Origin of the sequence: Synechococcus sp. PROS-U-1 (assembly GCF_014279755.1) — a bacterium.
Classification (GTDB): Bacteria; Cyanobacteriota; Cyanobacteriia; order PCC-6307; family Cyanobiaceae; genus Parasynechococcus.
On the sequence record NZ_CP047951.1, the window covers coordinates 1,783,986 to 1,803,971 of the forward strand.

Annotated in this window: 24 protein-coding genes and 1 pseudogene; 12 read left to right on the forward strand and 13 right to left on the reverse strand. The window is 61.3% G+C overall.

Annotation, left to right across the window (positions count from 1 at the left end; all coding sequences use genetic code 11):
• Positions 1-4 precede the first annotated feature (4 nt).
• Both SynPROSU1_RS09945 and folD read right to left on the reverse strand, forming a co-directional pair.
• The gene (locus SynPROSU1_RS09945) at positions 5-694 is read right to left on the reverse strand and encodes a TIGR02466 family protein (protein ID WP_186570368.1); all 690 of its coding nucleotides are present in this window, start codon (positions 692-694) and stop codon (positions 5-7) included.
• An 8-nt stretch (positions 695-702) separates the two neighbouring features.
• Complete coding sequence (folD, locus tag SynPROSU1_RS09950) at positions 703-1,584, reverse strand: bifunctional methylenetetrahydrofolate dehydrogenase/methenyltetrahydrofolate cyclohydrolase FolD (RefSeq protein ID WP_186570369.1); 882 nt, start codon at positions 1,582-1,584, stop codon at positions 703-705.
• 70 nt (positions 1,585-1,654) lie between these two features.
• Here folD and SynPROSU1_RS09955 point away from each other — a divergent pair, with 70 nt between their 5' ends.
• Positions 1,655-3,745: an HDIG domain-containing metalloprotein gene (locus SynPROSU1_RS09955; protein ID WP_186570370.1), complete on the forward strand. Its 2,091-nt coding sequence runs from the start codon at positions 1,655-1,657 to the stop codon at positions 3,743-3,745.
• A 15-nt stretch (positions 3,746-3,760) separates the two neighbouring features.
• Here the strand turns inward: SynPROSU1_RS09955 and SynPROSU1_RS09960 are convergent, their stop codons facing one another.
• The 5 genes from SynPROSU1_RS09960 to SynPROSU1_RS09980 form a co-directional block, all read right to left on the reverse strand.
• Complete coding sequence (locus SynPROSU1_RS09960) at positions 3,761-4,018, reverse strand: SemiSWEET family sugar transporter (RefSeq protein ID WP_186570371.1); 258 nt, start codon at positions 4,016-4,018, stop codon at positions 3,761-3,763.
• Positions 4,002-4,607 (reverse strand): RluA family pseudouridine synthase, encoded by a 606-nt coding sequence (locus SynPROSU1_RS09965; RefSeq protein WP_255444625.1) that lies wholly within the window; start codon positions 4,605-4,607, stop codon positions 4,002-4,004. The genes SynPROSU1_RS09960 and SynPROSU1_RS09965 overlap by 17 nt, the downstream gene beginning before the upstream one ends.
• Positions 4,608-4,615: 8 nt before the next feature.
• Positions 4,616-5,104: a hypothetical protein gene (locus tag SynPROSU1_RS09970; RefSeq protein ID WP_186570372.1), complete on the reverse strand. Its 489-nt coding sequence runs from the start codon at positions 5,102-5,104 to the stop codon at positions 4,616-4,618.
• 82 nt (positions 5,105-5,186) lie between these two features.
• On the reverse strand, positions 5,187-5,489 hold the full coding sequence (locus SynPROSU1_RS09975; RefSeq protein WP_186570373.1) for an MTH1187 family thiamine-binding protein: 303 nt from the start codon (positions 5,487-5,489) through the stop codon (positions 5,187-5,189).
• Positions 5,489-5,737 (reverse strand): hypothetical protein, encoded by a 249-nt coding sequence (locus tag SynPROSU1_RS09980; protein ID WP_186570374.1) that lies wholly within the window; start codon positions 5,735-5,737, stop codon positions 5,489-5,491. Before SynPROSU1_RS09980 ends, SynPROSU1_RS09975 begins: the two co-directional genes overlap by 1 nt.
• A 90-nt stretch (positions 5,738-5,827) precedes the next feature.
• On the opposite strand from SynPROSU1_RS09980, the gene SynPROSU1_RS09985 reads away from it, so the two are divergent.
• Positions 5,828-6,280 carry a hypothetical protein gene (locus tag SynPROSU1_RS09985; protein WP_186570375.1) on the forward strand — a complete coding sequence of 151 codons (453 nt, stop codon included), beginning with the start codon at positions 5,828-5,830 and terminating at the stop codon, positions 6,278-6,280.
• A 66-nt stretch (positions 6,281-6,346) separates the two neighbouring features.
• Positions 6,347-6,556 (forward strand): hypothetical protein, encoded by a 210-nt coding sequence (locus tag SynPROSU1_RS09990; protein ID WP_186570376.1) that lies wholly within the window; start codon positions 6,347-6,349, stop codon positions 6,554-6,556.
• An 18-nt stretch (positions 6,557-6,574) separates the two neighbouring features.
• On the opposite strand, the gene SynPROSU1_RS09995 is transcribed toward SynPROSU1_RS09990, so the two are convergent.
• Positions 6,575-6,820, reverse strand: a complete 246-nt coding sequence (locus SynPROSU1_RS09995; RefSeq protein WP_186570377.1) for a Nif11-like leader peptide family natural product precursor — start codon at positions 6,818-6,820, stop codon at positions 6,575-6,577.
• Positions 6,821-6,880: 60 nt separating this feature from the next.
• On the opposite strand from SynPROSU1_RS09995, the gene SynPROSU1_RS10000 reads away from it, so the two are divergent.
• Entirely contained in the window at positions 6,881-7,195 is a 315-nt protein-coding gene (locus tag SynPROSU1_RS10000; protein WP_186570378.1) for a hypothetical protein, read from the forward strand.
• Here SynPROSU1_RS10000 and SynPROSU1_RS10005 read toward each other — a convergent pair.
• Together SynPROSU1_RS10005 and SynPROSU1_RS10010 are read right to left on the reverse strand one after the other, a co-directional pair.
• A complete protein-coding gene (locus SynPROSU1_RS10005; RefSeq protein ID WP_186570379.1) occupies positions 7,112-7,936 on the reverse strand; it encodes a carbohydrate ABC transporter permease in 825 nt (274 codons plus the stop codon). The genes SynPROSU1_RS10000 and SynPROSU1_RS10005 overlap by 84 nt on opposite strands.
• A 10-nt stretch (positions 7,937-7,946) precedes the next feature.
• On the reverse strand, positions 7,947-9,569 hold the full coding sequence (locus SynPROSU1_RS10010) for a 2-isopropylmalate synthase (RefSeq protein ID WP_186570380.1): 1,623 nt from the start codon (positions 9,567-9,569) through the stop codon (positions 7,947-7,949).
• 109 nt (positions 9,570-9,678) lie between these two features.
• On the opposite strand from SynPROSU1_RS10010, the gene SynPROSU1_RS10015 reads away from it, so the two are divergent.
• Positions 9,679-11,247: a glycoside hydrolase family 57 protein gene (locus SynPROSU1_RS10015; RefSeq protein ID WP_186570381.1), complete on the forward strand. Its 1,569-nt coding sequence runs from the start codon at positions 9,679-9,681 to the stop codon at positions 11,245-11,247.
• Here the strand turns inward: SynPROSU1_RS10015 and crtL are convergent.
• Together crtL and gyrA are read right to left on the reverse strand one after the other, a co-directional pair.
• The gene (gene crtL / locus SynPROSU1_RS10020; protein ID WP_186570382.1) at positions 11,214-12,467 is read right to left on the reverse strand and encodes a lycopene beta cyclase; all 1,254 of its coding nucleotides are present in this window, start codon (positions 12,465-12,467) and stop codon (positions 11,214-11,216) included. The two genes, SynPROSU1_RS10015 and crtL, sit on opposite strands and share 34 nt — an antisense overlap.
• Before the next feature lie 2 nt (positions 12,468-12,469).
• Positions 12,470-15,085 (reverse strand): DNA gyrase subunit A, encoded by a 2,616-nt coding sequence (gyrA, locus tag SynPROSU1_RS10025; protein WP_186570383.1) that lies wholly within the window; start codon positions 15,083-15,085, stop codon positions 12,470-12,472.
• A 92-nt stretch (positions 15,086-15,177) separates the two neighbouring features.
• Here gyrA and SynPROSU1_RS10030 point away from each other — a divergent pair, with 92 nt between their 5' ends.
• From SynPROSU1_RS10030 to rsmD, 5 genes and pseudogenes are all read left to right on the forward strand, one after another.
• On the forward strand, positions 15,178-15,711 hold the full coding sequence (locus SynPROSU1_RS10030; RefSeq protein WP_186570384.1) for a CAAD domain-containing protein: 534 nt from the start codon (positions 15,178-15,180) through the stop codon (positions 15,709-15,711).
• A 48-nt stretch (positions 15,712-15,759) separates the two neighbouring features.
• Positions 15,760-16,923 carry a GuaB3 family IMP dehydrogenase-related protein gene (locus SynPROSU1_RS10035; RefSeq protein ID WP_186570385.1) on the forward strand — a complete coding sequence of 388 codons (1,164 nt, stop codon included), beginning with the start codon at positions 15,760-15,762 and terminating at the stop codon, positions 16,921-16,923.
• A gap of 182 nt (positions 16,924-17,105) precedes the next feature.
• Positions 17,106-17,429 carry a thioredoxin gene (trxA, locus tag SynPROSU1_RS10040; protein WP_006851354.1) on the forward strand — a complete coding sequence of 108 codons (324 nt, stop codon included), beginning with the start codon at positions 17,106-17,108 and terminating at the stop codon, positions 17,427-17,429.
• 26 nt (positions 17,430-17,455) lie between these two features.
• Positions 17,456-18,097 (forward strand): imidazole glycerol phosphate synthase subunit HisH, encoded by a 642-nt coding sequence (hisH, locus tag SynPROSU1_RS10045; protein WP_186570386.1) that lies wholly within the window; start codon positions 17,456-17,458, stop codon positions 18,095-18,097.
• Positions 18,094-18,630 (forward strand): annotated as a pseudogene (gene rsmD / locus SynPROSU1_RS14020) (16S rRNA (guanine(966)-N(2))-methyltransferase RsmD); the annotation flags it as partial. The gene hisH and the pseudogene rsmD, both read left to right, overlap by 4 nt.
• 13 nt (positions 18,631-18,643) lie before the next feature.
• On the opposite strand, the gene petG reads toward rsmD, so the two are convergent.
• Positions 18,644-18,760, reverse strand: coding sequence for a cytochrome b6-f complex subunit V (gene petG, locus SynPROSU1_RS10050; RefSeq protein WP_071823076.1), 117 nt, complete (start codon positions 18,758-18,760; stop codon positions 18,644-18,646).
• A 56-nt stretch (positions 18,761-18,816) separates the two neighbouring features.
• Between petG and SynPROSU1_RS10055 the strand changes: the two genes are divergently transcribed.
• Both SynPROSU1_RS10055 and SynPROSU1_RS10060 read left to right on the forward strand, forming a co-directional pair.
• On the forward strand, positions 18,817-19,221 hold the full coding sequence (locus SynPROSU1_RS10055) for a cytochrome c (RefSeq protein ID WP_186570387.1): 405 nt from the start codon (positions 18,817-18,819) through the stop codon (positions 19,219-19,221).
• A gap of 9 nt (positions 19,222-19,230) precedes the next feature.
• Positions 19,231-19,977: an RNA methyltransferase gene (locus tag SynPROSU1_RS10060; RefSeq protein ID WP_186570388.1), complete on the forward strand. Its 747-nt coding sequence runs from the start codon at positions 19,231-19,233 to the stop codon at positions 19,975-19,977.
• Positions 19,978-19,986 lie beyond the last annotated feature (9 nt).

The window sequence follows — 19,986 nt, forward strand, 5'->3', positions numbered from 1 at the left end:
TCTCTCAGGCCGAGTTCTTCATACCGAGAGGGACCCAGTCCATGGGATGGGGTGTTCGCATCTCACGTCCCTTCCCCGGCGCCGTGGTGATGGCCAGGTCGTAGGAGACCGAATAGCGGGGGCCACTTCCCTCATAGGGGAGCACCCGATGGCGCAAATCCGAAGGAAAAACCAACAGCCGGTGGGGCATCGGCGCGAACACACCGCCGGAGACGGCAGCGTCGCGGTAAGGAATCGCCATCACATGGCTGAAGTAATCGTCCGGCGCCTCAAATTCCAACTCGCCACTCTCGTTCGCCGGATCTGTCAACACATAGAACACGGCACTCAACTGAGCATTGCGATGGCTGTGCAGATCAACCGTTCCGCCGTTCCTCGCACACACCACGGGCCAGGCCTTTTGAATGTGGGCGACGAGGCCGTGATCGTTCCCTAGGAGCGCACAGAGATAGTCAGACACGCGCTCGGCCAACTGCCCGTTCAGCCACTGGAACGCATCCATCCGATGCAACTGATCCAGGCCGGCATGGCCCAACAAATCTCCGGTGAGGTTGTTGCGATCGCTGAACTCAGGGTGCTGATACACCTGTGCATCGAACTGTTCAAGCTGCTGCTGCATGGCTGCGGCCGTCGCGGCATCCGGTTCAAGATCCACCTGCAAAACAGGTGTTGGGAACAGCCAGTGCAGCGCCATGGAGTCGATCAGGGCACGAGATCGCCCAAATCATGGTCAAGGTTGTGGCGTCTGCACCAGGCCACCACGGTGTTCACCAGAAGCATCGTCACCGTCATGGGGCCCACACCCCCTGGAACAGGGGATAGCGCACCAGCGATCGATTCGATTTCACCGGCGCGAACATCACCGCAGAGGCCGCCTTCAGGCTTGCGGTGGATGCCGACATCCACGACTGCCGCACCCGGCCGCACGTGGTCTGCACCGATGAACGCAGGACGCCCAGCCGCCACAACAAGGATGTCGGCCTCCCGAGTGTGGGCCGACAGATCTGCCGTACGGGAATGGGCAATGGTGACGGTGGCATTGGCGGCCTGAAGCATCAAGGCCATCGGCTGTCCCACAAGAATGCTGCGCCCGATCACCACAGCGCGCTTGCCCGCCGGATCAATGCCGTTGCTGCGAAGCAACGCCATCACCCCTGCGGGGGTGCAGCTGCGCGGGCCAGGTTCTCCCTTGAGCAGCCGTCCGAGATTGAGCGTGTGCAGACCATCTGCATCCTTTTCAGGATCAATGGCCATCAGCAACGGCCCCTCATCCAGGCCGGCCGGAAGCGGAAGCTGCAGAAGGATGCCGTCCACTTCAGAGTTGGCATTCAGCCGTTCGATGGTCTGAAGCACCACCGACGGAGGCGTGTCACCGGGGAGGTGATCGCCAAAGCTGGCCACACCGATCCGTGCACAGGCCTTTTCCTTGTTGGCAACGTAGACAGCGCTAGCGGGGTCATCGCCAACACGCAGTACCGCCAAGCCAGGCGGTCGCCCCGCCGCGGCCAGACGCCGTTCGATCAGGGTTTGAAGACGCTGCTCCACATCCCTTGCCAGCACCTTGCCGTCCAAACGCAGGGCCATGGCATCTCAATGCACTCCGTCCAGCATGCCCTCTGGAGAGAGCTAGCGTTAACGCGCTACAGGGTCCTTTTTGGTTCGCGTTCCACGGCTGAGCAGCCTCTGGAGGAACTGGCTGCGGCTCGAAGGCCCAGGGGGACGCCTGCTGCGCTGGACACGGCTGCAGACGCTCGTTGTTCTCCTGCTGTGCCTTTCCGTGGCCGCAGCCTCCAGCCTGCCCTGGCTGATCAAACCGAAACTCCAACCCGGATCGCTGGCCCCGTTTGAAGCCATCGCTCCAAAAGATGCCCTGGTGCAGGACAGCACCGCCCTCGAGCAGCAGCGCGCCTCCCTGGTGGCGCGATCGGTGGTGCAGGTCATTGATCCAGAGCAGACCCAACAACTCAAACAACGGCTCGAACAGCAACTGCTGCAGCTCCAGGAGATCACCAACACCGGTTCAGGGGCCCGGATCGGGCCGGTGAACCTGTCTGACGCTGAGAAGAGATGGCTGGAGCAACGCAGCGAACAGGACCATCTGGCCTGGGATGAAGCGGTGCGCAGCACCGCAGAGCGCATGCTCAGTCAAGGACTGGTGAGCAATCTGGCCGTTGAGCAATTGCGCCAGGCCGCTGACCTGCAACTGAACGCCATCGCAATGCAGGAGCCGGCGTCGCGATCCCTGGCTGGCAAGGTGCTCACCAGCTCCCTACGCGGCAGCAGCAACCTGCGCACTGACCCGAACCTGAGCAAACAGCTGATCGAGGAACAGCTGACCAAACAGGCCATCCCCACCATTCAAGTGCGCAAGGGGGATCTGATCACCCGGAAGGGCGAACCGATCAGTCCCCAGGCCTATGACGTGCTCGATTATTTCGGCCGCGTGCGCCGCGAACCCCAACCGTTGATTTGGTTTCAGCGGTTCGTCGAAGCCGCTGCAGGCTGCGCGGTGATGCTGTTGGTGATGCGTCGCGAACGACCTGGCCTTGAGGTACGCCACGCCCTGCTGGCTGTGGGACTGCTTCTCCTGGTGCAGGTCGCCAAGCTCTGGTTCAAGGGAACCGTCAGCCCTCTTGCCGTTCTGGTTCCACCCACCCTGGTGCTGGCTGAGGGCCTCGGCACCGGCTGCGGGTTGGTCTGGATGGGTGTTGCCGCGCTGCTCTGGCCTGAACCCGTGCAGGGTCTGGGCGACGGTCGCCTCCTCGTGGCAGCAACAGTCGCTGCAACTGGGGCCTTGATTGCAGGGCGTCAGCGCAGCCGCGGACAGCTCCTACAACTGACGGTGCTGCTTCCAATCAGCGCGCTTGTTGGACAGTGGCTGCTGCTGCAACTGCAGCCCTTCACTGGTCTGCGTCTCTGGGGAAGCCTCAATCCCAGCCTGGATGAACTGGCCACCGACGCCCTTTTGCTCGGGATTCTGCTGATGCTCAGCCTGCTGCTGATCCCGATACTCGAAGGGTCCTTTGGACTGCTGACCCGGGCGCGGCTGCTTGAGCTGGCGGATCAAGAACGGCCTCTGCTGCGCCGCCTCTCCTGCGAAGCCCCAGGAACGTTTGAACACACCCTGATGATCTGCGGCCTTGCCGAGGAAGGGGCACGGGCCATCGGTGCGGATGTGGATCTGATCCGAACCGGATCGCTCTATCACGACGTAGGCAAACTGCACGCGCCGGACTGGTTCATCGAAAACCAGAAAGATGGCCCCAATCCCCATGACGCGCTCGACGACCCCCAGGCAAGCGCAGCGGTTCTTCAAGCCCATGTGGATGAAGGTCTCAAGCTGGCGCGGCGCCACCGCCTACCCAGGCCCATCGCCGATTTCATCCCTGAACATCAGGGCACGTTGAAGATGGGGTACTTCTTTCACAAGGCCCAGGAGCGCGGTGAGGCGGTTGAGGAACGCCGCTTCCGATACAAGGGCCCCGAACCCCGATCCAAAGAGACCGCCATCTTGATGCTGGCGGACGGATGTGAGGCAGCGTTGCGATCACTTCCTCCCGACACGTCAGATGCGCAGGCGGTGGACACGGTGCGTCGAATCGTGGAGTCACGGCAGCGGGATGGACAACTGCGCAAAAGCAGCCTCGACCGCGGCGAAGTGGAATTGGTGATCCGTGCCTTCGTGCAAGTGTGGCGACGGATGCGCCATCGCCGCATTCCTTATCCAATCCCGGCCCGGCGTTGATCAGCGAACCGTTGATCAGCGCGCAACAATTTTGCGCTGGAGCACAACGGCCGCGGGAAGAAGGGTGATCAAGTTGGCGACCAGCACCGGGCCATCCTTGACCAGCAAGCCGTAAAGCGACCAAAGCGCAACGCCACTGGTGAACAGGGCGTACATCCCCAACGAGATCGCCTTCGTGTCACCACTGCGCAGCGTCTTGAGGGCCTGCGGAAAGAAGCTGGCCGTTGTGAGGCCAGCGGCCAGGTAGCCAACGAGTTCAGAACTCAGTCGCAAAGGGAACCTCCTGAGAAATCAAACGGACGCGTCGGTGAGTGAAGGGATGCCGAAAGCTCAACGCCTGGGCATGGAGATGCAACCTGCACGAACGAACAGCATCCCCATAGATGGGATCACCAACGATGGGATGTCCCAGTTCGGCCAAATGGGCCCGCAGCTGATGGGAGCGCCCCGTGAGCGGGCGCAGCCAGACCCGCGTGCCGTGGGTACAAGCAGCGCAGACTCTCCAAAGGGTTAACGCCAGACGTCCCTCGGGATGGCTGCCGTAGCGCGGGGGGTGGCGTGACAGTCGTGCCAAAGGGCTGGCAATACAGCCGCGGCCATGGAGATCCCCCTCAACATCGGCCAAGTACAACTTGTTGATCCGACGTTCGGCAAACAGGGCACTGAGCCGCCGTAGAGCATCGGCACTCCTGGCCAGCAACAGCACACCCGAGGTGTCGCGATCCAAGCGGTGGACCAGTCGCAGGCCTTGCTCCTTGCGCTGCAACCGGGTGATCACGGAGTCGTGTTGATCTGGCCCGAGGCCCGGCTGCGTCAGAAGGCCGGAGGGCTTATCAACCACCATCAGCCAGCGGTCCAGCATCAGCAGCTTCAAGGGGACAGTCGCTTGGCACAGTGTTTTTCAAACAAGGCGACCACCTGGCTGGGCGGCAGAACCTGAATCAGCCGGGCTTCTGCCTCAACGTGATGCTCGCTGGTGTGATACAGCTGCAACTCATGAAAAATACCCGGCTCAAGGCGTCGGGCCTCCGCCATGTTTTTGTTCAGCAACGCCGCGGGCATTAGGTTTCCGCCCTTGCACGACTGCATCACATGGGCTGATTCATGGGCCAGAACAATCCAAACAACAGAAGGATCGTCGGGAAGGTTGTTGCCACACATCAAGAGGGCCTGCTTGCCCTCATGAAAGGCCCCCAATAAACCCCCAGGACAGTCGCGCGCCACCAGCGCATTGACACCCGCCCGCTGCAGAAGCCGCAGGTAACTGGAGATGCGATCCCACGTTGATGCCTGAACCGCACCACCCGTCAGGTGCATGACCAACAAAGCCAACAACACACCCCCGAAACCTCGACGCATGGGGCAGGGCAGCGCTGAACAATCTCATTGATCCCAAAAGCGACTCAATTCGAGTCAAAACCCACCGGGGATCTATAGATTTTCAATCACCGAGGAGCTTCTCGACGGACGTGACCTTCTCCGCGAACGACTGCTGCCGATCAGTGCGGGTGTTGAGCTTGAGGGTTGTGTAGAGCCGTGGGGCTCCCATGCCGTGCAACTCAACGTGACAGGCACGCACACAGGCCATGACCTCTTCCCATGGCCCTTCGATCGCGGTCCCATTGGGACCCAGCTGATGCGCAAGGCCCGCGGCAGCGATCACCCGTTCACAGGCTGCGACATAGGGGGAAAGACTGACACCAACGCCGATGGGCACAACGCAGAGATCAACGCTGACCCACATCAGTCCACCATCACGCTGGATTGGCTCAAACAGCTGACCGGATAGTCAATGGTGCGCCAACTGCCGCTGTCGGTTCGTACTTCAACTGCAATTCCTTGCTGTCCCATCGAACAGCGTGATCCTTGCCCCGTGCACCAATCGCTGGCCTCGGCGAGGGCCAGTTCCAATGTGTCGTAAGGGGCATCGAGCACCGGATGAGGCTGACCGTCAAGGCCAACCAACCGGTAGCGGGAGCGATGTTTGGCCATCGCGATCCAATCCCGGAAGTGTCACCATTCTCCCATGTTCATGGCCCCGCGTCATCCACACACTGGAGCCAACAACATGGCGGCAACGACATGAGTGAGCAGCTGCAGCAGGCATACAACACCTTGATGGCCAAGGCGCCGGGGGCAGCGTTTCAGAAAGCTCGCGCCCTGTATCTCAACAAATATCCACTTCCCCAAGCTGACAGCAAGGGCCCGCTGCGTCTTTACGTCTGCGATGAGCAGCTTCAGGAATCGGTTCAGCCCGCCAACGACGGCCACCCGAATCACCGTTTGGCCATTCTCCAGTCACGGCCGGGGCAATTGGCCGTGGTGCACTGGCAACAGCCACATCCTCCTGAGACGGAGCAACTCCGCAGCTACCTCCAAAACACCTGGGATCTCAACCCGGACGACCTGAAGATCACTCCCCTCAGTGCCCCCTGGTTCCGTGACGGCGGTCATCAGAGCCGCTTTGCAGCACCCGTTGGACTGGGCTGGCAACAACAAACCCTATTAACTCTTCAGGAGGGAAAAGAAAAGTAATTCCGCAGATCGCAGCAGGCTGCCAGAACGCACCGCTAGCGAACAGTTAGAGCCCCTACTCAGCAAATGCTCACCAAGTACGCCGAACGCTACGTGCTGCGGACCTCCTCAGCTGGCGGTTACCTCGGCGTCAATGCCGTTGATCAACACATCGAGCAGCAGCCTTCCCTGGACAAGGCCTGGATTTTCCACACCCACGATGGTGCCGTCACCCACGCCCGCTGGATTGGAGAAGTGCACGGCGAAACACCGGACGTCGTGAAACTGGATCAATGAAACGAGAAGTGTTGCCGGTCAGCCGTTGATGAAATTGCGGAGCCGACGCGCTTCCGAGGCCTGATCCTGCTGAAGCTCCGCTGCCGTTCTGACGCGATGTTCACGCTGCTGTGCTGCAAAGACATCAGCCTCGGTCAAGACGTATCCGCGCTCGGCAGCGAGTGCAAGAAACCGCTCAAGATCCATGGGCTGCGCCAAGGCCTTGGCCAGACCAGGATCGCTGTCCCGAAGGGTCAGAAATTGATCCAGATCGTCGAGAGACATCACACAGCTCTTGTTGGAACATCCCATTCAAGTCAGCATCAGCCTGAATCGGGAGGTCGCATGCTGTTGAAACTGATCAGCGGCGGCAGCCTCGCTCTTGTGAGTGTTCTCGTCGTCACGCTGCTCAAGGGCTTGCAACTGCAGGATCAACGCATCCATGCGCTGCAAGAACGGATCCATCAGCTGGAGCAACAAACACCAGACCATGCCCACAGCGACCTGCTCAGCCAACAGATGGGCCTGATGCAGGAACGCATGAATGCCTTTGCAGCCATGCGTTCCTCCCTCAACTCATCCCTTCACAGCATCCCCGCTGGCATTGGGCAGGATGAAGCGCTGCAACAGGACGAACAACAACAACACCGGCAGGATTGACACCACCGATCCGGCGGCAACAATCCGCCAATCCAGCGAAAAGCTGCTGGACAGCTGCTGCAGGCCCAAAGGGAGCGTGTACAGCGATGGGTCGTCAAGAATCACCAGTGGCCAGAGGAAGTCACTCCAGGTGCCGATGAACACGAACATCGCCAGAGTGATGAGATCTGCTTTGGCGGCAGGGATCATTACGTTCCACCATTCCCCCAAGCGACTGCAGCCATCGATCCGTGCCGCCTCCTCGAGTTCCTTGGGTACACCGAGAAAGCTTTGGCGCAGAAGATAAAGACCGAAGGCTGTGGCCGCCTGCGGGATCACCAAGGCCAGCAAGGTGTTGCGCAACCCCAACTGAACCATCAGCAGATACAGCGGAATCATCACCACCTGAAAGGGAATCAGGATCGTGGCCACCACGAGGGCCAGCACGACGCCTCTGCCCGCGAAGCGAAGCCGGGCCAGGGGGTAAGCGGCTAGAGAGCAGAACAACAGGTTGGCCAGCACAGCCAACCCACTCACAACGGTGCTGTTGAACAGATAGGTGGTGAGGGGATTGTCTTGAAACAGGCGGATGTAGGCATCCACGCTGGGGGCTGAGGGCAGTAACGCAGGCGGACTGCTGAAGATATCTTCGGCCGGCCCCTTCAAGGAGGTGCTCACCAACCAGAGCAGAGGGGTGAGCACCAGAAGAGCCAGAAGGATCAGCAGCACCAGCTGGAGGGCCCGTGCGATGGAGGTACGCATGGCTTCTGCTCTAGAGCGTCGGTCGGGCCTCCAGAACAACAGGATCCTTCTGAGGATGCAATGACTGACGTTCCTGACCGGCCACCAGACGATTGAGGGCATTGACGAAGGCCATCGCCGCAGCCACCACGACATCGGTGTCGGCAGCGTGACCGGAATACAAAGCACCGTCGCGGCGCAGACGAATGGTCACGTCGCCCATCGCATCGATGCCCTCCGTCACGGACTTAACCGAAAATTCAATCAACTCATTGGGAACACCAGCCAGGTCGTTCAGGGCACGACACACGGCATCCACCGGACCGGTCCCGACCGCAGAACCTGTTGTCTCACTGCCTTCTTCGTCCAACAGCGTGACGGTGGCGGTGGGGCGGAGGCTGCTTCCGCAGCTGACCTGAACCAGTTTCAACTGGAAGCGGGCTTCAGGCTGCTGCACCTGTTCGCTGACAATCGCCTCCAAATCACGGTCCGTGATCTCGCGCTTGCGATCAGCGAGCTCCTTGAAACGGGCAAATGCCTCATCGAGATCGTCGCGGGTGAGGTCATAACCCAGTTCCTCCAGACGGGCGCGGACGGCACTGCGACCACTGAGCTTGCCGAGGGAGATGCGGTTGTCAGACAACCCCACGGTCTTGGCATCGATGATTTCGTAGGTCAGCCGGTTCTTGAGCACACCATCCTGGTGAATGCCGGATTCGTGGGCGAAGGCGTTCGCACCGACGATGGCTTTGTTGGGCTGAACAACCATTCCGGTGAGATTCGAGACCAGCCGTGAGGTCTTGGTCAGCTCTTCGGTGCGCACAGCCGTCAGCGGCGTGGGACTTTCCTCATCCCGTCCAAAGAACGGGTTGTAGTAGCGCCGCCGCACATGCAATGCCATCACCAACTCCTCGAGGGATGCATTGCCGGCGCGTTCACCGATGCCATTGATCGTGCATTCGAGCTGACGGGCGCCGTTCTTGACCGCTTCGAGGAAATTCGCCACCGCCAGGCCGAGATCGTTGTGGCCATGCACCGAGATCACCGCATCAGCGATGTTGGGCACGTGCTGATTGATGCCCGCGATCAGAGCCCCGAACTCCGACGGCGTGGTGTAGCCGACAGTGTCGGGAATGTTGATCGTGGTGGCGCCAGCGGCAATCGCCGCCTCAATCACTTCGTAGAGAAACTCCGGATCACTTCGGCCAGCGTCCTCACAGGAGAATTCGACGTCTTCCACCAGCGAGCGGGCATAGCTCACCATCTCGGGAACGATGCCCAGCACATCAGCACGGCTTTTGCGCAGCTTGTGCTCGAGGTGAATGTCGCTGGTGGCGATAAAGGTGTGAATCCGGCGACGCGGCGCCGGTGCAACGGCATCGGCACAGGCCTTGATGTCTGCCCTCGAAGCACGGGCCAGACCGCAAATAATCGGACCGTTGTCACCACCCACCTGCTGGGCAATCCGCTGGACAGCGGAAAAATCACCGGGACTGGCGAAAGGGAATCCAGCCTCGATCACATCCACGCCGAGCCGAGCCAGCTGCTGGGCAATGGCCAGCTTCTCCTCAAGATTGAGGCTTGCCCCCGGAGACTGCTCACCATCCCGCAGGGTGGTGTCAAAAATCAGGACGCGACCGGGGTCCTTGGCCATGGAAGGGGCTCCAGTGGAGGTCTTAGTCGGAATGACTATGAGTTAACTCATCTTAGTTCAGGCATGGAGATGGAATCGGATTAAATTCAGCCACCGTTTGGGCTTGTTCGTGACCAAAGGCGCTGTCGCCCTGGTGTTGCATGCCCATCTGCCCTACGTGCGATCGGCAAAACCGGGCTCTCTTGAAGAGGACTGGTTTTTCCAGGCACTGATCGAGTGCTATTTGCCCCTTCTCGAAGCACTGGAAGAGGCCAGCTCAGACCCCAATCAACACCCCAAGCTCACCATCGGTTTATCGCCGACGCTGCTGTCGCTGCTGAGTGATCAAGACCTCAAGCAACGCTTTCCCCAGTGGCTGAACGACAGACTCGCTCTGCTCCCCAAGGCGGATCCTGCGCTCCGCGATGGTGCCGAGCATCTGGCGGCGGCCATCAAGCGACACAAAAGGGCATGGCAAGACTGCGATGGTGACCTGATCCAGCGCTTCGCAGCCCTGCAGCGCCAAGAGGTTGTCGATCTGCTCACTTGCGGCGCAACCCATGGCTATCTCCCCCTGCTGCGCCATCACCCGGAAGCGGTGCGCGGTCAACTGCGTACCGCGGTGCGGGAACACCAACGTCTTGTGGGGGAACGGCCTCTGGGGATCTGGTTGCCGGAATGCGCCTACTACGAAGGGCTAGACCGCTGGATGCGCGATGCAGGACTCCGCTACGCCGTACTGGATGCCCATGGGCTGCTGCATGGCCGGCCCCGACCCCGCTATGGGGTGTACGCGCCGATCTGCAGCCGCAATGGAGTGGCCTTCTTCGGGCGTGACAGTGAAGCCACGCTGCCGGTGTGGTCAGCCAAGGACGGCTACCCCGGCGATCCCCACTACCGGGAGTTTCATCGCGATCTTGGCTGGGACCTCCCCCTGGCGGACCTCCTGCCCCTCGGGCTCGACCAGCCGCGTCCCCTCGGGTTGAAGCTGCATCGGGTGACCGACCACAGCGCGCCGTTGGACAGAAAACGCCCCTATGAACCGAGAGTGGCTGCTGAACGGGTAAAAGAGCACGCGGCGGATTACCTGCAGGGACGTCGGCGGCAACTGGAGCAACTCAGTGGTGCCATGGAAGTGCCGCCGCTGCTGGTGGCCCCCTTCGATGCCGAACTGTTTGGCCACTGGTGGTTTGAAGGACCAGCCTTTCTCAGCCAGCTGTTCCAGCAGGCGCCCCAGGAGGGGGTGAGCTTCACCCGGCTGCGCGATGTGCTGAACAGCGCTGGCCAGCTCCAACTCTGCGATCCCTGCCCCTCCAGCTGGGGGCAAGGCGGCTATCACGACTACTGGCTGAACGACAGCAACGCCTGGATCATCCCCGAGTGGGAACGGGCCAGCGCCGCGATGGTGCAGCGCTGCAGCCGCGGTGTGGGCAGTGAGCAGGCCATGCAGTGGCTGCAGCAGGCCGCGCGGGAACTGTTGCTGGCGCAATCATCCGACTGGAGCTTCATCCTCAGGGCCGGCACCACCACCGAACTTGCGAGGGAACGGGTGCAGCGCCATCTGGGGCGCTTCTGGCAGCTCATGCAGGCGATTGACGGCAGTGCCGAACTGCCTGAAGGCTGGCTTGAGGAGGTGCAGATGGATGACCGCCTGTTCCCGGTGATTCAACCGTTGGACTGGGCCCAGGTCGGCGATTGAGCTGGGGCCGCCCCCAGCACCAACCCCCGCCGCAACGCCCAGGGGGAAAGAGCGAACAAGCGCAGCATCACTGCCATCAAGCGCGGCAATGGAAGTGTGTTGGTGAGAAAACCAAACCACTCCTCCCGTGGCAGCGAAAAGAAGGTGGCGAAGTGGGTGCGCAACAAGGTTTCGTTGAAGCCCATCAAACGCCCCAAGCCGAACTGATAGAGCTGATGGCGCAGCACCAACTCGATCGGCCAAAGCGCTTGCCAACCCCGTTGCGCCAAGGCCGCTGATCCCAAACCTGGATTGGCCAGCGCGACCGCCAACGCCTCAGCCAGATCAGGTCCCCGCCGCAGTAGCGAGCCCACCATGTAGCCCGAGGCGGGATGCACCATGCTCGCCGCACCACCAAAGGCCAGCACCGGTTGGTTGCGATCCGGCAGCGGCAGGTTCATCGGGAAGAGGCAGAGCTCCTCATGGATCACCTCATTGATCTCAACGCCGCGCAGATCCAAGCGCTGCTGGAGCCGTTGCTTGAGCACCTCGTAGGGAACAGCTGGCGCCAAAGCGAGCGAGGTTTCTTCGACAAAGAACACCCCATCGCCCAGATCCATGGCGTAAAGAAAGGTGGGTGGCTCATGACGTTGCGCGTCACTGAGGTGATCACAGCGGTAGTCCATCAAGACAAAGCGACCCGGCTCGATCGGATGCTTGGAGAAGCGCCCCACCACGCCGTAGGCCGCCTGGCCCGCCACCGGGCCCTGATCGGGACGACAAATGTGAGGTGTGCGCGAGCCGGAGGCATCAATCACCACCCGCGCCTGCAATGTCGTTCCCGACGCACAGCTCACGCTTGTTGCTGAACCACGCACCTCCACCCTTTCGGCCATGTCTTGATGCCAGACCACTCCATCGGCGCGCTCCAGCCAGTAGCGCTGCAACGCGGCACGATCAAACAATCCGTAGTCGATCCCATGGGCATGGCTCTGATCCTGAGCCGTTGTTCCGCCTGCGCCGAAGTAACTGACGGTGTCGCTCCAGCGGTGCTCCAACAGCCGCTCGAGCCCCACTGCTTTGAGTTCATCAGCCCAGATGCCGTAGGTGTTCGGCCAGGGATCGTCGACCGGATCGGGAGCGACGCCTGCGACAGCCACACCCCGTTGGTTCAGCTCAGAAGCGATGCAGAGGGCAGCAGGTCCGCCCCCCAGCACCAACACATCCAACGGCTGGGCCAAGGTCAGCTGTCCTGATCAGGTGCAGCCTCACCGGCAGCGCTGTTGTCGTTATCTGCATTGTCGTCGACTTCACTGTCGTCGTCGGCTTCCGGCGGCACCAGCACCACCTTGAGCAGCCGATCACCTTTGTCCAGCTTTTGGAGACGAACACCCGTGGCTGCTCGGGATTGCTGGGGAATGGCATCAGCGCTGGTGCGCACGATCACCCCCTTCTCGCTCACCAGCAGCAATTCCTCTCCGGCACCGAGCACACTCAGCCCCACCAGCTCGTCGGCGTCGGTGCGGAACTTCATCGCCCGCAGGCCCATACCGGCACGCTTCTGCAAACGGAATTGCGTCACCGGCACACGCTTGCCCAGACCCGAACCTGAGGCAACCAGAACCCAGGGGCCCTCACTCACCGAATCCTCCTCTTCCTCTGCGCTGGCGGCCACCTGATCGGCGAGTTCCACCGGCAGCACATCCATGCTCACCAGGGCATCACCATCCCGCAGATTCATCGAACGCACACCGCGTGCTGTGCGTCCCAGGGGCCGCAGCTCCTCATCGCTGAGGCGGAAGTGGATGGTCATCCCGGCTTTGGAGCCGATCAAAACGCTGTCGCCGGGCACCGCCAGGCGCACCCAGGTGAGGGCATCGCCCTCTTCCAGGTTGATGGCGATCAGGCCATTGGAGCGGATGTTGCTGAAGGCCGAAAGGCTGGTGCGCTTGATGAAGCCCCCTGTGGTGAGCATCAGCAGATCGGTGTCGTCGCTGAACTCCGACACGGGAATCAACGATGTAATCGCCTCCTCCCTGGGAATCGGCAGCAGCTGCACCACCGGGGTGCCCTTTGCCGTGCGGCTGCACTGGGGCACGCGGTAGGCGGGCAGGGCATACGACACACCGCGGTCGCTAAACAGCACCAAGGTGTCGTGGTCGTTGCAGCTGATGAACAGCTTCACCGCATCTTCACCCTGGCTGCGGGTGCCGGCCTTGCCACGGGTGCCGCGACTGGTGGCCTCAAATTCGCTCACCGGCATCCGCTTGAGATAACCGGTCTCGGTGAGCAGCACCACCGAACGCTCATTGGCGATCAGGTCGATGTCGGAGAGGCCGCCGCCAAGGTCGAGGATTTCGGTGCGGCGTGGTGTCGGGTAGCGCTCCTGCAGCTGACCGAGCTCGTCCTGGATGATCCCGAACACCCGCTCACGCCGGCCAAGGATGTCCTTGTAATCAGCGATCTTGGTGACAAGATCCTCGTGCTCGAGCCGGATCTTGTCAGCCTCCAGAGCCGTCAGACGACGCAGCTGCATCTGCAAGATGGCATCGGCCTGGACGTCGGAGAGGCCATGGCGCTCCTGCAGCTGTTGGCGTGCAGTTGCCGTATCGGGAGCGGCCCGGATCAAGGCAATGATCGGATCCAGCTGATCGAGCGCCAGCAGCAGGCCCAGCAGGATGTGGTCGCGCTCTTCGGCCTTGCGCAGCAGATAGCGGGTGCGGCGCTCGATCGTCTCGACCCGGAAGTCGAGAAACACCTCGAGCATCTTGCGCAGGGTGAGCAGGATCGGCTCACCGTTCACCAACGCCAGCATGTAAGCGCTGAAATTGCTCTGCAGCGGGGTGAGCTTGAACAGGTTGTTCAGCACCACCTGCGGGTAGGCGTCACGGCGCAGTTCCACCACGATCCGCATGCCATCGCGGTCGCTCTCATCGCGGATGTCGGAGATGCCCTCGAGCTTCTTGTCGTTGACCAGCTCGGCGATGCGCTCGATCAGCGCCGCTTTGTTGGTCTGATACGGCAACTCAGTGATGATCACGGCATCGCGATCGGGGCGTCCCGGCACCTCAAGCGTTTCAATGTTGGCAACCCCGCGCATCGTCACCGAGCCGCGGCCACCCAGGTAGGTCTCGCGGATGCCTTCACGCCCCAGGATCTGACCGCCGGTGGGGAAATCGGGGCCGGGGATCAGCTGGATTAACTCCTGATCCGTGATGTCGGGATTGGCGATCAACGCCAGCAACCCGTCAATCAGCTCATTGAGGTTGTGGGGCGGAATGTTGGTGGCCATCCCCACCGCGATTCCTGCCGAACCATTCAGCAGCAGCTGCGGGATCCGGGCCGGCAGCACCGTGGGCTCCTGCTGGGATCCATCGAAGTTGTCGGCGAAATCAACCGTCTCCGCCTCGATGTCCTCCAGCAGGCTGTCGGTGGTGAGCGCCCGCAACCGCGATTCGGTGTACCGCATGGCTGCCGGTGGATCGTTGTCCACGGAGCCGAAATTGCCATGCCCATCAATGAGGGGCATAGACATGGAGAAGTCCTGGGCCATGCGCACCAGGGCGTCGTACACAGCGGTGTCGCCGTGGGGATGGTATTTACCAAGCACTTCGCCCACCACACGGGCGCATTTGCGATAGGGCCTGTCGCTGGTGAGGCCCAGCTCGTACATCGCATAAAGGATCCGGCGATGCACGGGCTTGAGGCCATCGCGGGCGTCGGGCAAGGCCCGACCCACGATCACACTCATCGCGTACTCCAAATAGGAGCGCGACATCTCGTTGCGTAAGTCCGTCTGAATAATCCGATCGTCGGAACCGCCAGGACCGCCGCCGACAGGCCCCACAGAATCCGTCATACGTGCATCAGACGTCCTTTAACAGTCTATCTCGGACAGTGGAACCAACCAGAAAAATCCGGATAAAGTCCCTACCGCTTTGCACTGACGTGATGGGTCCTGTCGACGAGCCTCGCCCTGAAGCCGAAACCACAGGCAGCGACCCCACACCAACCCCTGCGCCCCTGCCCACACCGGAGCCAGCACCAACCCCTGCACCGACGCCAGCACCGGCACCAACCCCCGCACCTACGCCGGACCCAGTGATCGCGTCCACCGTCTCCATCCCTGCGCAGGACGCTTCAGATCAGGACGACTCAGATCAAGACGGAGGTGAATGGGAGCTGCTGGTGGGCAAGGCCAAGGCTTGGGTGGAGCAGAACGATCTTGCTCAGCTCTGGACCAAAGCCCAGCTACCGCTGCGGGTGATTGGAGGCTTGATTGCCTTCGCCCTGGTGGCGAAGGTGTACTCCGGTGTGCTCAACACCATTGACAGCCTTCCTCTGGCTCCAGGCCTTCTTGAGCTCGCCGGCCTGATCTGGTTGATGAATTTTGCTGTTCGCAACTTGATCAGGAACAGCGACCGGGACAAATTCATCACGGCCACCCGGTCAACCTGGAGCCGTATTACGGGCCGATCAAGCTGAAGCGATCATCCCGATTGGTAGCTTGATCAGACTTCATTAAGTCGCGCGGTGGACATTCAGCTCGGACGCTCAAAGACCGTTCGCCGGGCCTACGGAATCGATGAAATCGCTCTGGTGCCTGGGGGTCGCACGGTTGACCCCGAGGTGACCAACACCCGTTGGAAACTTGGGGGCATCGAGCGGGACATCCCCATCATCGCCAGCGCCATGGACGGCGTGGTTGATGTCGACATGGCCGTCCGTCTGTCGCAGCTTGGGGCCCTTGGCGTTCTCAATCTGGAGGGTGTGCAGACCCGATACGAGGATCCCAACCAAGTTCTGGACCGCATCGCAGCCGTCGGCAAAGACGAGTTCGTCCCGCTGATGCAGGAGATCTACAGCCAACCGGTTCAAGAAGCGCTGATCCGCAAACGCATCCAAGCCATCAAGGCCCAGGGAGGCATCGCCGCAGTAAGCGGGACTCCCGTAGCAGCCCTGCGTTTCGGCAAGGCCATCGCCGAAGCCGGAGCGGATCTCTTTTTTGTACAGGCCACCGTGGTATCGACCGATCACATCGGCCCTGAAGGACAGGAGACCCTCGATCTCGAAGCCCTCTGTCGCGACATGGGTGTCCCCGTGGTCATCGGGAACTGCGTGACCTACGACGTGGCCATGCAACTGATGCGTGCTGGTGCGGCGGGAGTGATGGTGGGAATAGGACCGGGGGCCGCTTGCACCTCACGGGGCGTTCTCGGTGTCGGGATTCCCCAGGCCACAGCTGTTGCAGACTGCGCAGCTGCGAGGGCCGACTACGAGAAAGAAACCGGTCGCTACGTCCCGATCGTTGCTGACGGTGGCATCGTGACCGGTGGTGACATCTGCAAATGCATCGCCTGCGGAGCAGACGCGGTGATGATTGGATCGCCCATTGCCCGCGCGGACGAAGCTCCCGGCCGGGGCTTCCACTGGGGCATGGCAACGCCAAGTCCAGTGCTGCCGCGCGGCACCCGCATCAACGTGGGAAGCACCGGAAGCATCGAGCGCATTCTCCGCGGCCCGGCAAAGTTGGACGATGGAACACACAACTTGCTGGGGTGCCTGAAAACATCGATGGGGACCCTCGGCGCCCGGACCATCGAAGAAATGCAGCAGGTCGAGGTCGTCGTCGCCCCGTCATTGCTGACGGAAGGGAAGGTTTACCAAAAGGCCCAGCACCTGGGGATGGGCAAATAGAGCAGAGCTAGGCTGAGGTGTGTGCGGGTTTAGGCCCACACACTCCTCACACCCCCCGGCCCGGCGCGATCGGGCTTTCACTCTTGTTGGAGAGCGTCTGTCACAAGTTCCCTTCTTGACAGGGAAGGGCCATGTTTTCGCTCGAAACGGTTGCTAAATTCTCTCTAAATCTTCCTGCTCATATGTCCAGCGCCGCTGCCGTTACCGATGCGTCCTTCGAGCAGGACGTTCTCCAGAGCGACGTGCCGGTTCTTGTGGATTTCTGGGCACCCTGGTGTGGACCCTGCCGAATGGTGGCTCCCATCGTCGAAGAAATCGCCAAGGAATTCGACGGACAGATCAAGGTCTTCAAACTCAACACTGACGAAAACCCCAACGTCGCCAGCCAGTACGGAATCCGCAGCATTCCAACCTTGATGGTGTTCAAGGGCGGTCAGAAGGTCGACACGGTGGTGGGTGCTGTTCCCAAGGCGACCCTGTCGGGCACCATCTCCAAATACCTCTGAATCCTTCTCCCACTCGGAGAGATCGGTTGAGTCTGAACCTCGGGTTAATCGACTACGGCATGGGCAATCTCCACTCAGTGGAGACTTGCCTTCTACGTTTGGGTGAACGCTGCAGGCTGATCAAAAGCGCTGATCAGCTGGATGGCATTGACGCTCTGATCCTTCCTGGGGTCGGAGCTTTTGACCCCGCCATGGCCAACCTCAGGGCCACAGGGCTCGTGCCTCATCTGATGAGCTGGGGCGAGGACAATCGACCGTTGCTCGGGATCTGTCTCGGCCTTCAGCTGCTGTTCGAACACAGTGATGAAGGACGTGATCCTGGCCTCGGACTGCTCAGTGGACGTGTGAAACGCCTCCCGGAAGGCCGCGGCGAACGCATCCCCCACATGGGTTGGGCCCCACTGAAGCATCGCGGCAACTGCCCACTGCTCGATGCCGACACCACTTCTCAATGGGTGTATTTCGTTCACAGCTACGCCGCAGTTCCTAGCGACCGCAATGACTTGAGAGCCACGGCAGCCTTCGGCGATCAAGAGGTGACTGCCATGGTCTGGAGAGGCCGACTCGGAGCCTGCCAGTTCCATCCGGAGAAGTCGTCCGATGCCGGAGAACAAATGCTGCGACGCTGGTTGGCCTGGCTGCAGCGCGGGGCCGAGCCCATCCAATGAGCGGTGGAGGGCAACTTCGCCTCAGCGGTGGTCGACGTTTGCTGAGCCCTGGAGGACGCTCCGCGCGTCCCACAACCTCAAGGGTCCGAGAAGCCGTGATGAATATCCTCGCGCCGCGCTTGCACGACTGCCGATGGCTGGACCTATGCAGCGGCAGTGGGGTGATGGGCTGTGAGGCTCTGCAACGGGGTGCACTCTGCGTGGTAGCAGTGGACCAGGATCCGCACTGCATCCGCACCAGTCGTGCCAACCTCAGCACTGTCGCAATGGGTCGTTCACCGACTCCGGAGATCCGCACAGAACGTCGAGAACTGATCGGCTGGCTACGCAGGGGATGGAGGGAAGACCCCTTCGATATCGTCTACTTCGATCCTCCCTACGACCAAGGCCTCTACGAACCTGGCCTTGATGCACTTGCTCAAGGGAATTGGATTCACCAGGATTCTCTGGTGGTGTGCGAATACAGGTCGAACCTGAATCCCGTACCGGGCTCAGGCTGGCCTGTTCTGGATCAACGCCGTTACGGCATCAGCAGTGTGCTGCTGCTCAGCCCCCCAGAGCACTGCCGCCGCGGCGGTACTGGTTCCATGCCGCCACAAACAGCCCCATCAGAGTGACGGGAATCAGACCAAGAACGATGCCGCAGAGCAGAGGTTCGATCATGGCGTCGCGTCAGCTATCAGAATTGAGCAGAATTCTCTCATTGGAACTCCAGGTCTGTGGTCCAGCCGTCACGAATTGCGGCCGAATCAGCATCAGCTGATCCAAGCGATCGAGGTCGCGGCCTGATCGCCGCCCTTGTGGTGTCGGCTGCGACAGCTTGTGTCGTGCTGGTGCTCTGGGTTCTCGGAAGCGCCCAACAGGATCCCTACATCAAGGCAAGCCTTGAACTGCAAGGTGCCGTCGACCACGGCGGACAGCTGTTCCGCATCAACTGCGCCGGCTGCCACGGACTTGCCGGCCAAGGATTGGTCGGACCTTCACTGCAGGGCGTCAGCAATCAGCTGAAAGACCCAGCCCTGGTTCACCAAATCATCAGCGGCGAAACACCACCCATGCCGAGTTTTGAGATGGAGCCGCAATCGATGGCCGACCTCCTGGCCTACCTGCGCACACTCAGCTGAGCCGCTGCCTTGAATGCCGTCGTTGTACTGGTCGAACCGGCCGGCCCCCTGAACATCGGAAGTGTGGCCAGGCTCTGCGCCAATTTCGGTGTGAGCGAACTGCGGCTGGTTGCCCCCCGATGTGACCATCTCTGCGAGCAGGCCATGCAGATGGCTGTTCACGGGCAATCACTGCTTCGTGCAGCCGTGGTGGTTCCCGACCTGCTGACAGCCATCAACGACTGCCGACGCACTGTGGGAAGTTGCGGACGACTGGACCATGGAGAGATTCCCCTGCAGGCTCCGGAGCAGGCCCTGGGCTGGTTGCTGGCCAGCGATGACAGCGCGTCCAGCACGACTGCCCCCGTGGCCCTTGTCTTCGGGCGCGAGGACCGCGGCCTCAGCAACAGTGAGCTAAGGCTCTGCCAAAGAATTTTGTGTTTGCAGAGCGATGCGGCGTATCCCTCCCTGAATCTGTCCCATGCCGTGGCTGTGGTTCTGCACGAGTTGGCCCGTCTCAATCAGGGAGGAACAGAAACCTGCAGCATCGACCCCCCGTCGCCGGACCCGGCAGCCGCGAAAGCTCTGTCAGCGTTCCTGGACGATGCAACAGACCTCCTACTGGAGGCAGGTTTTCTGCTGGAGCACACCGCCTCAGCTCGCATGGCCAAAGTGAGCGATCTGCTGCAACGCGCAACGGTGCGCGCGGAGGAAGTTGCTCTGCTGCGAGGAATGGTGCGCCAACTGCGCTGGGCCATCCGCGCCGAGCGCCCCTAACCTCTGCCG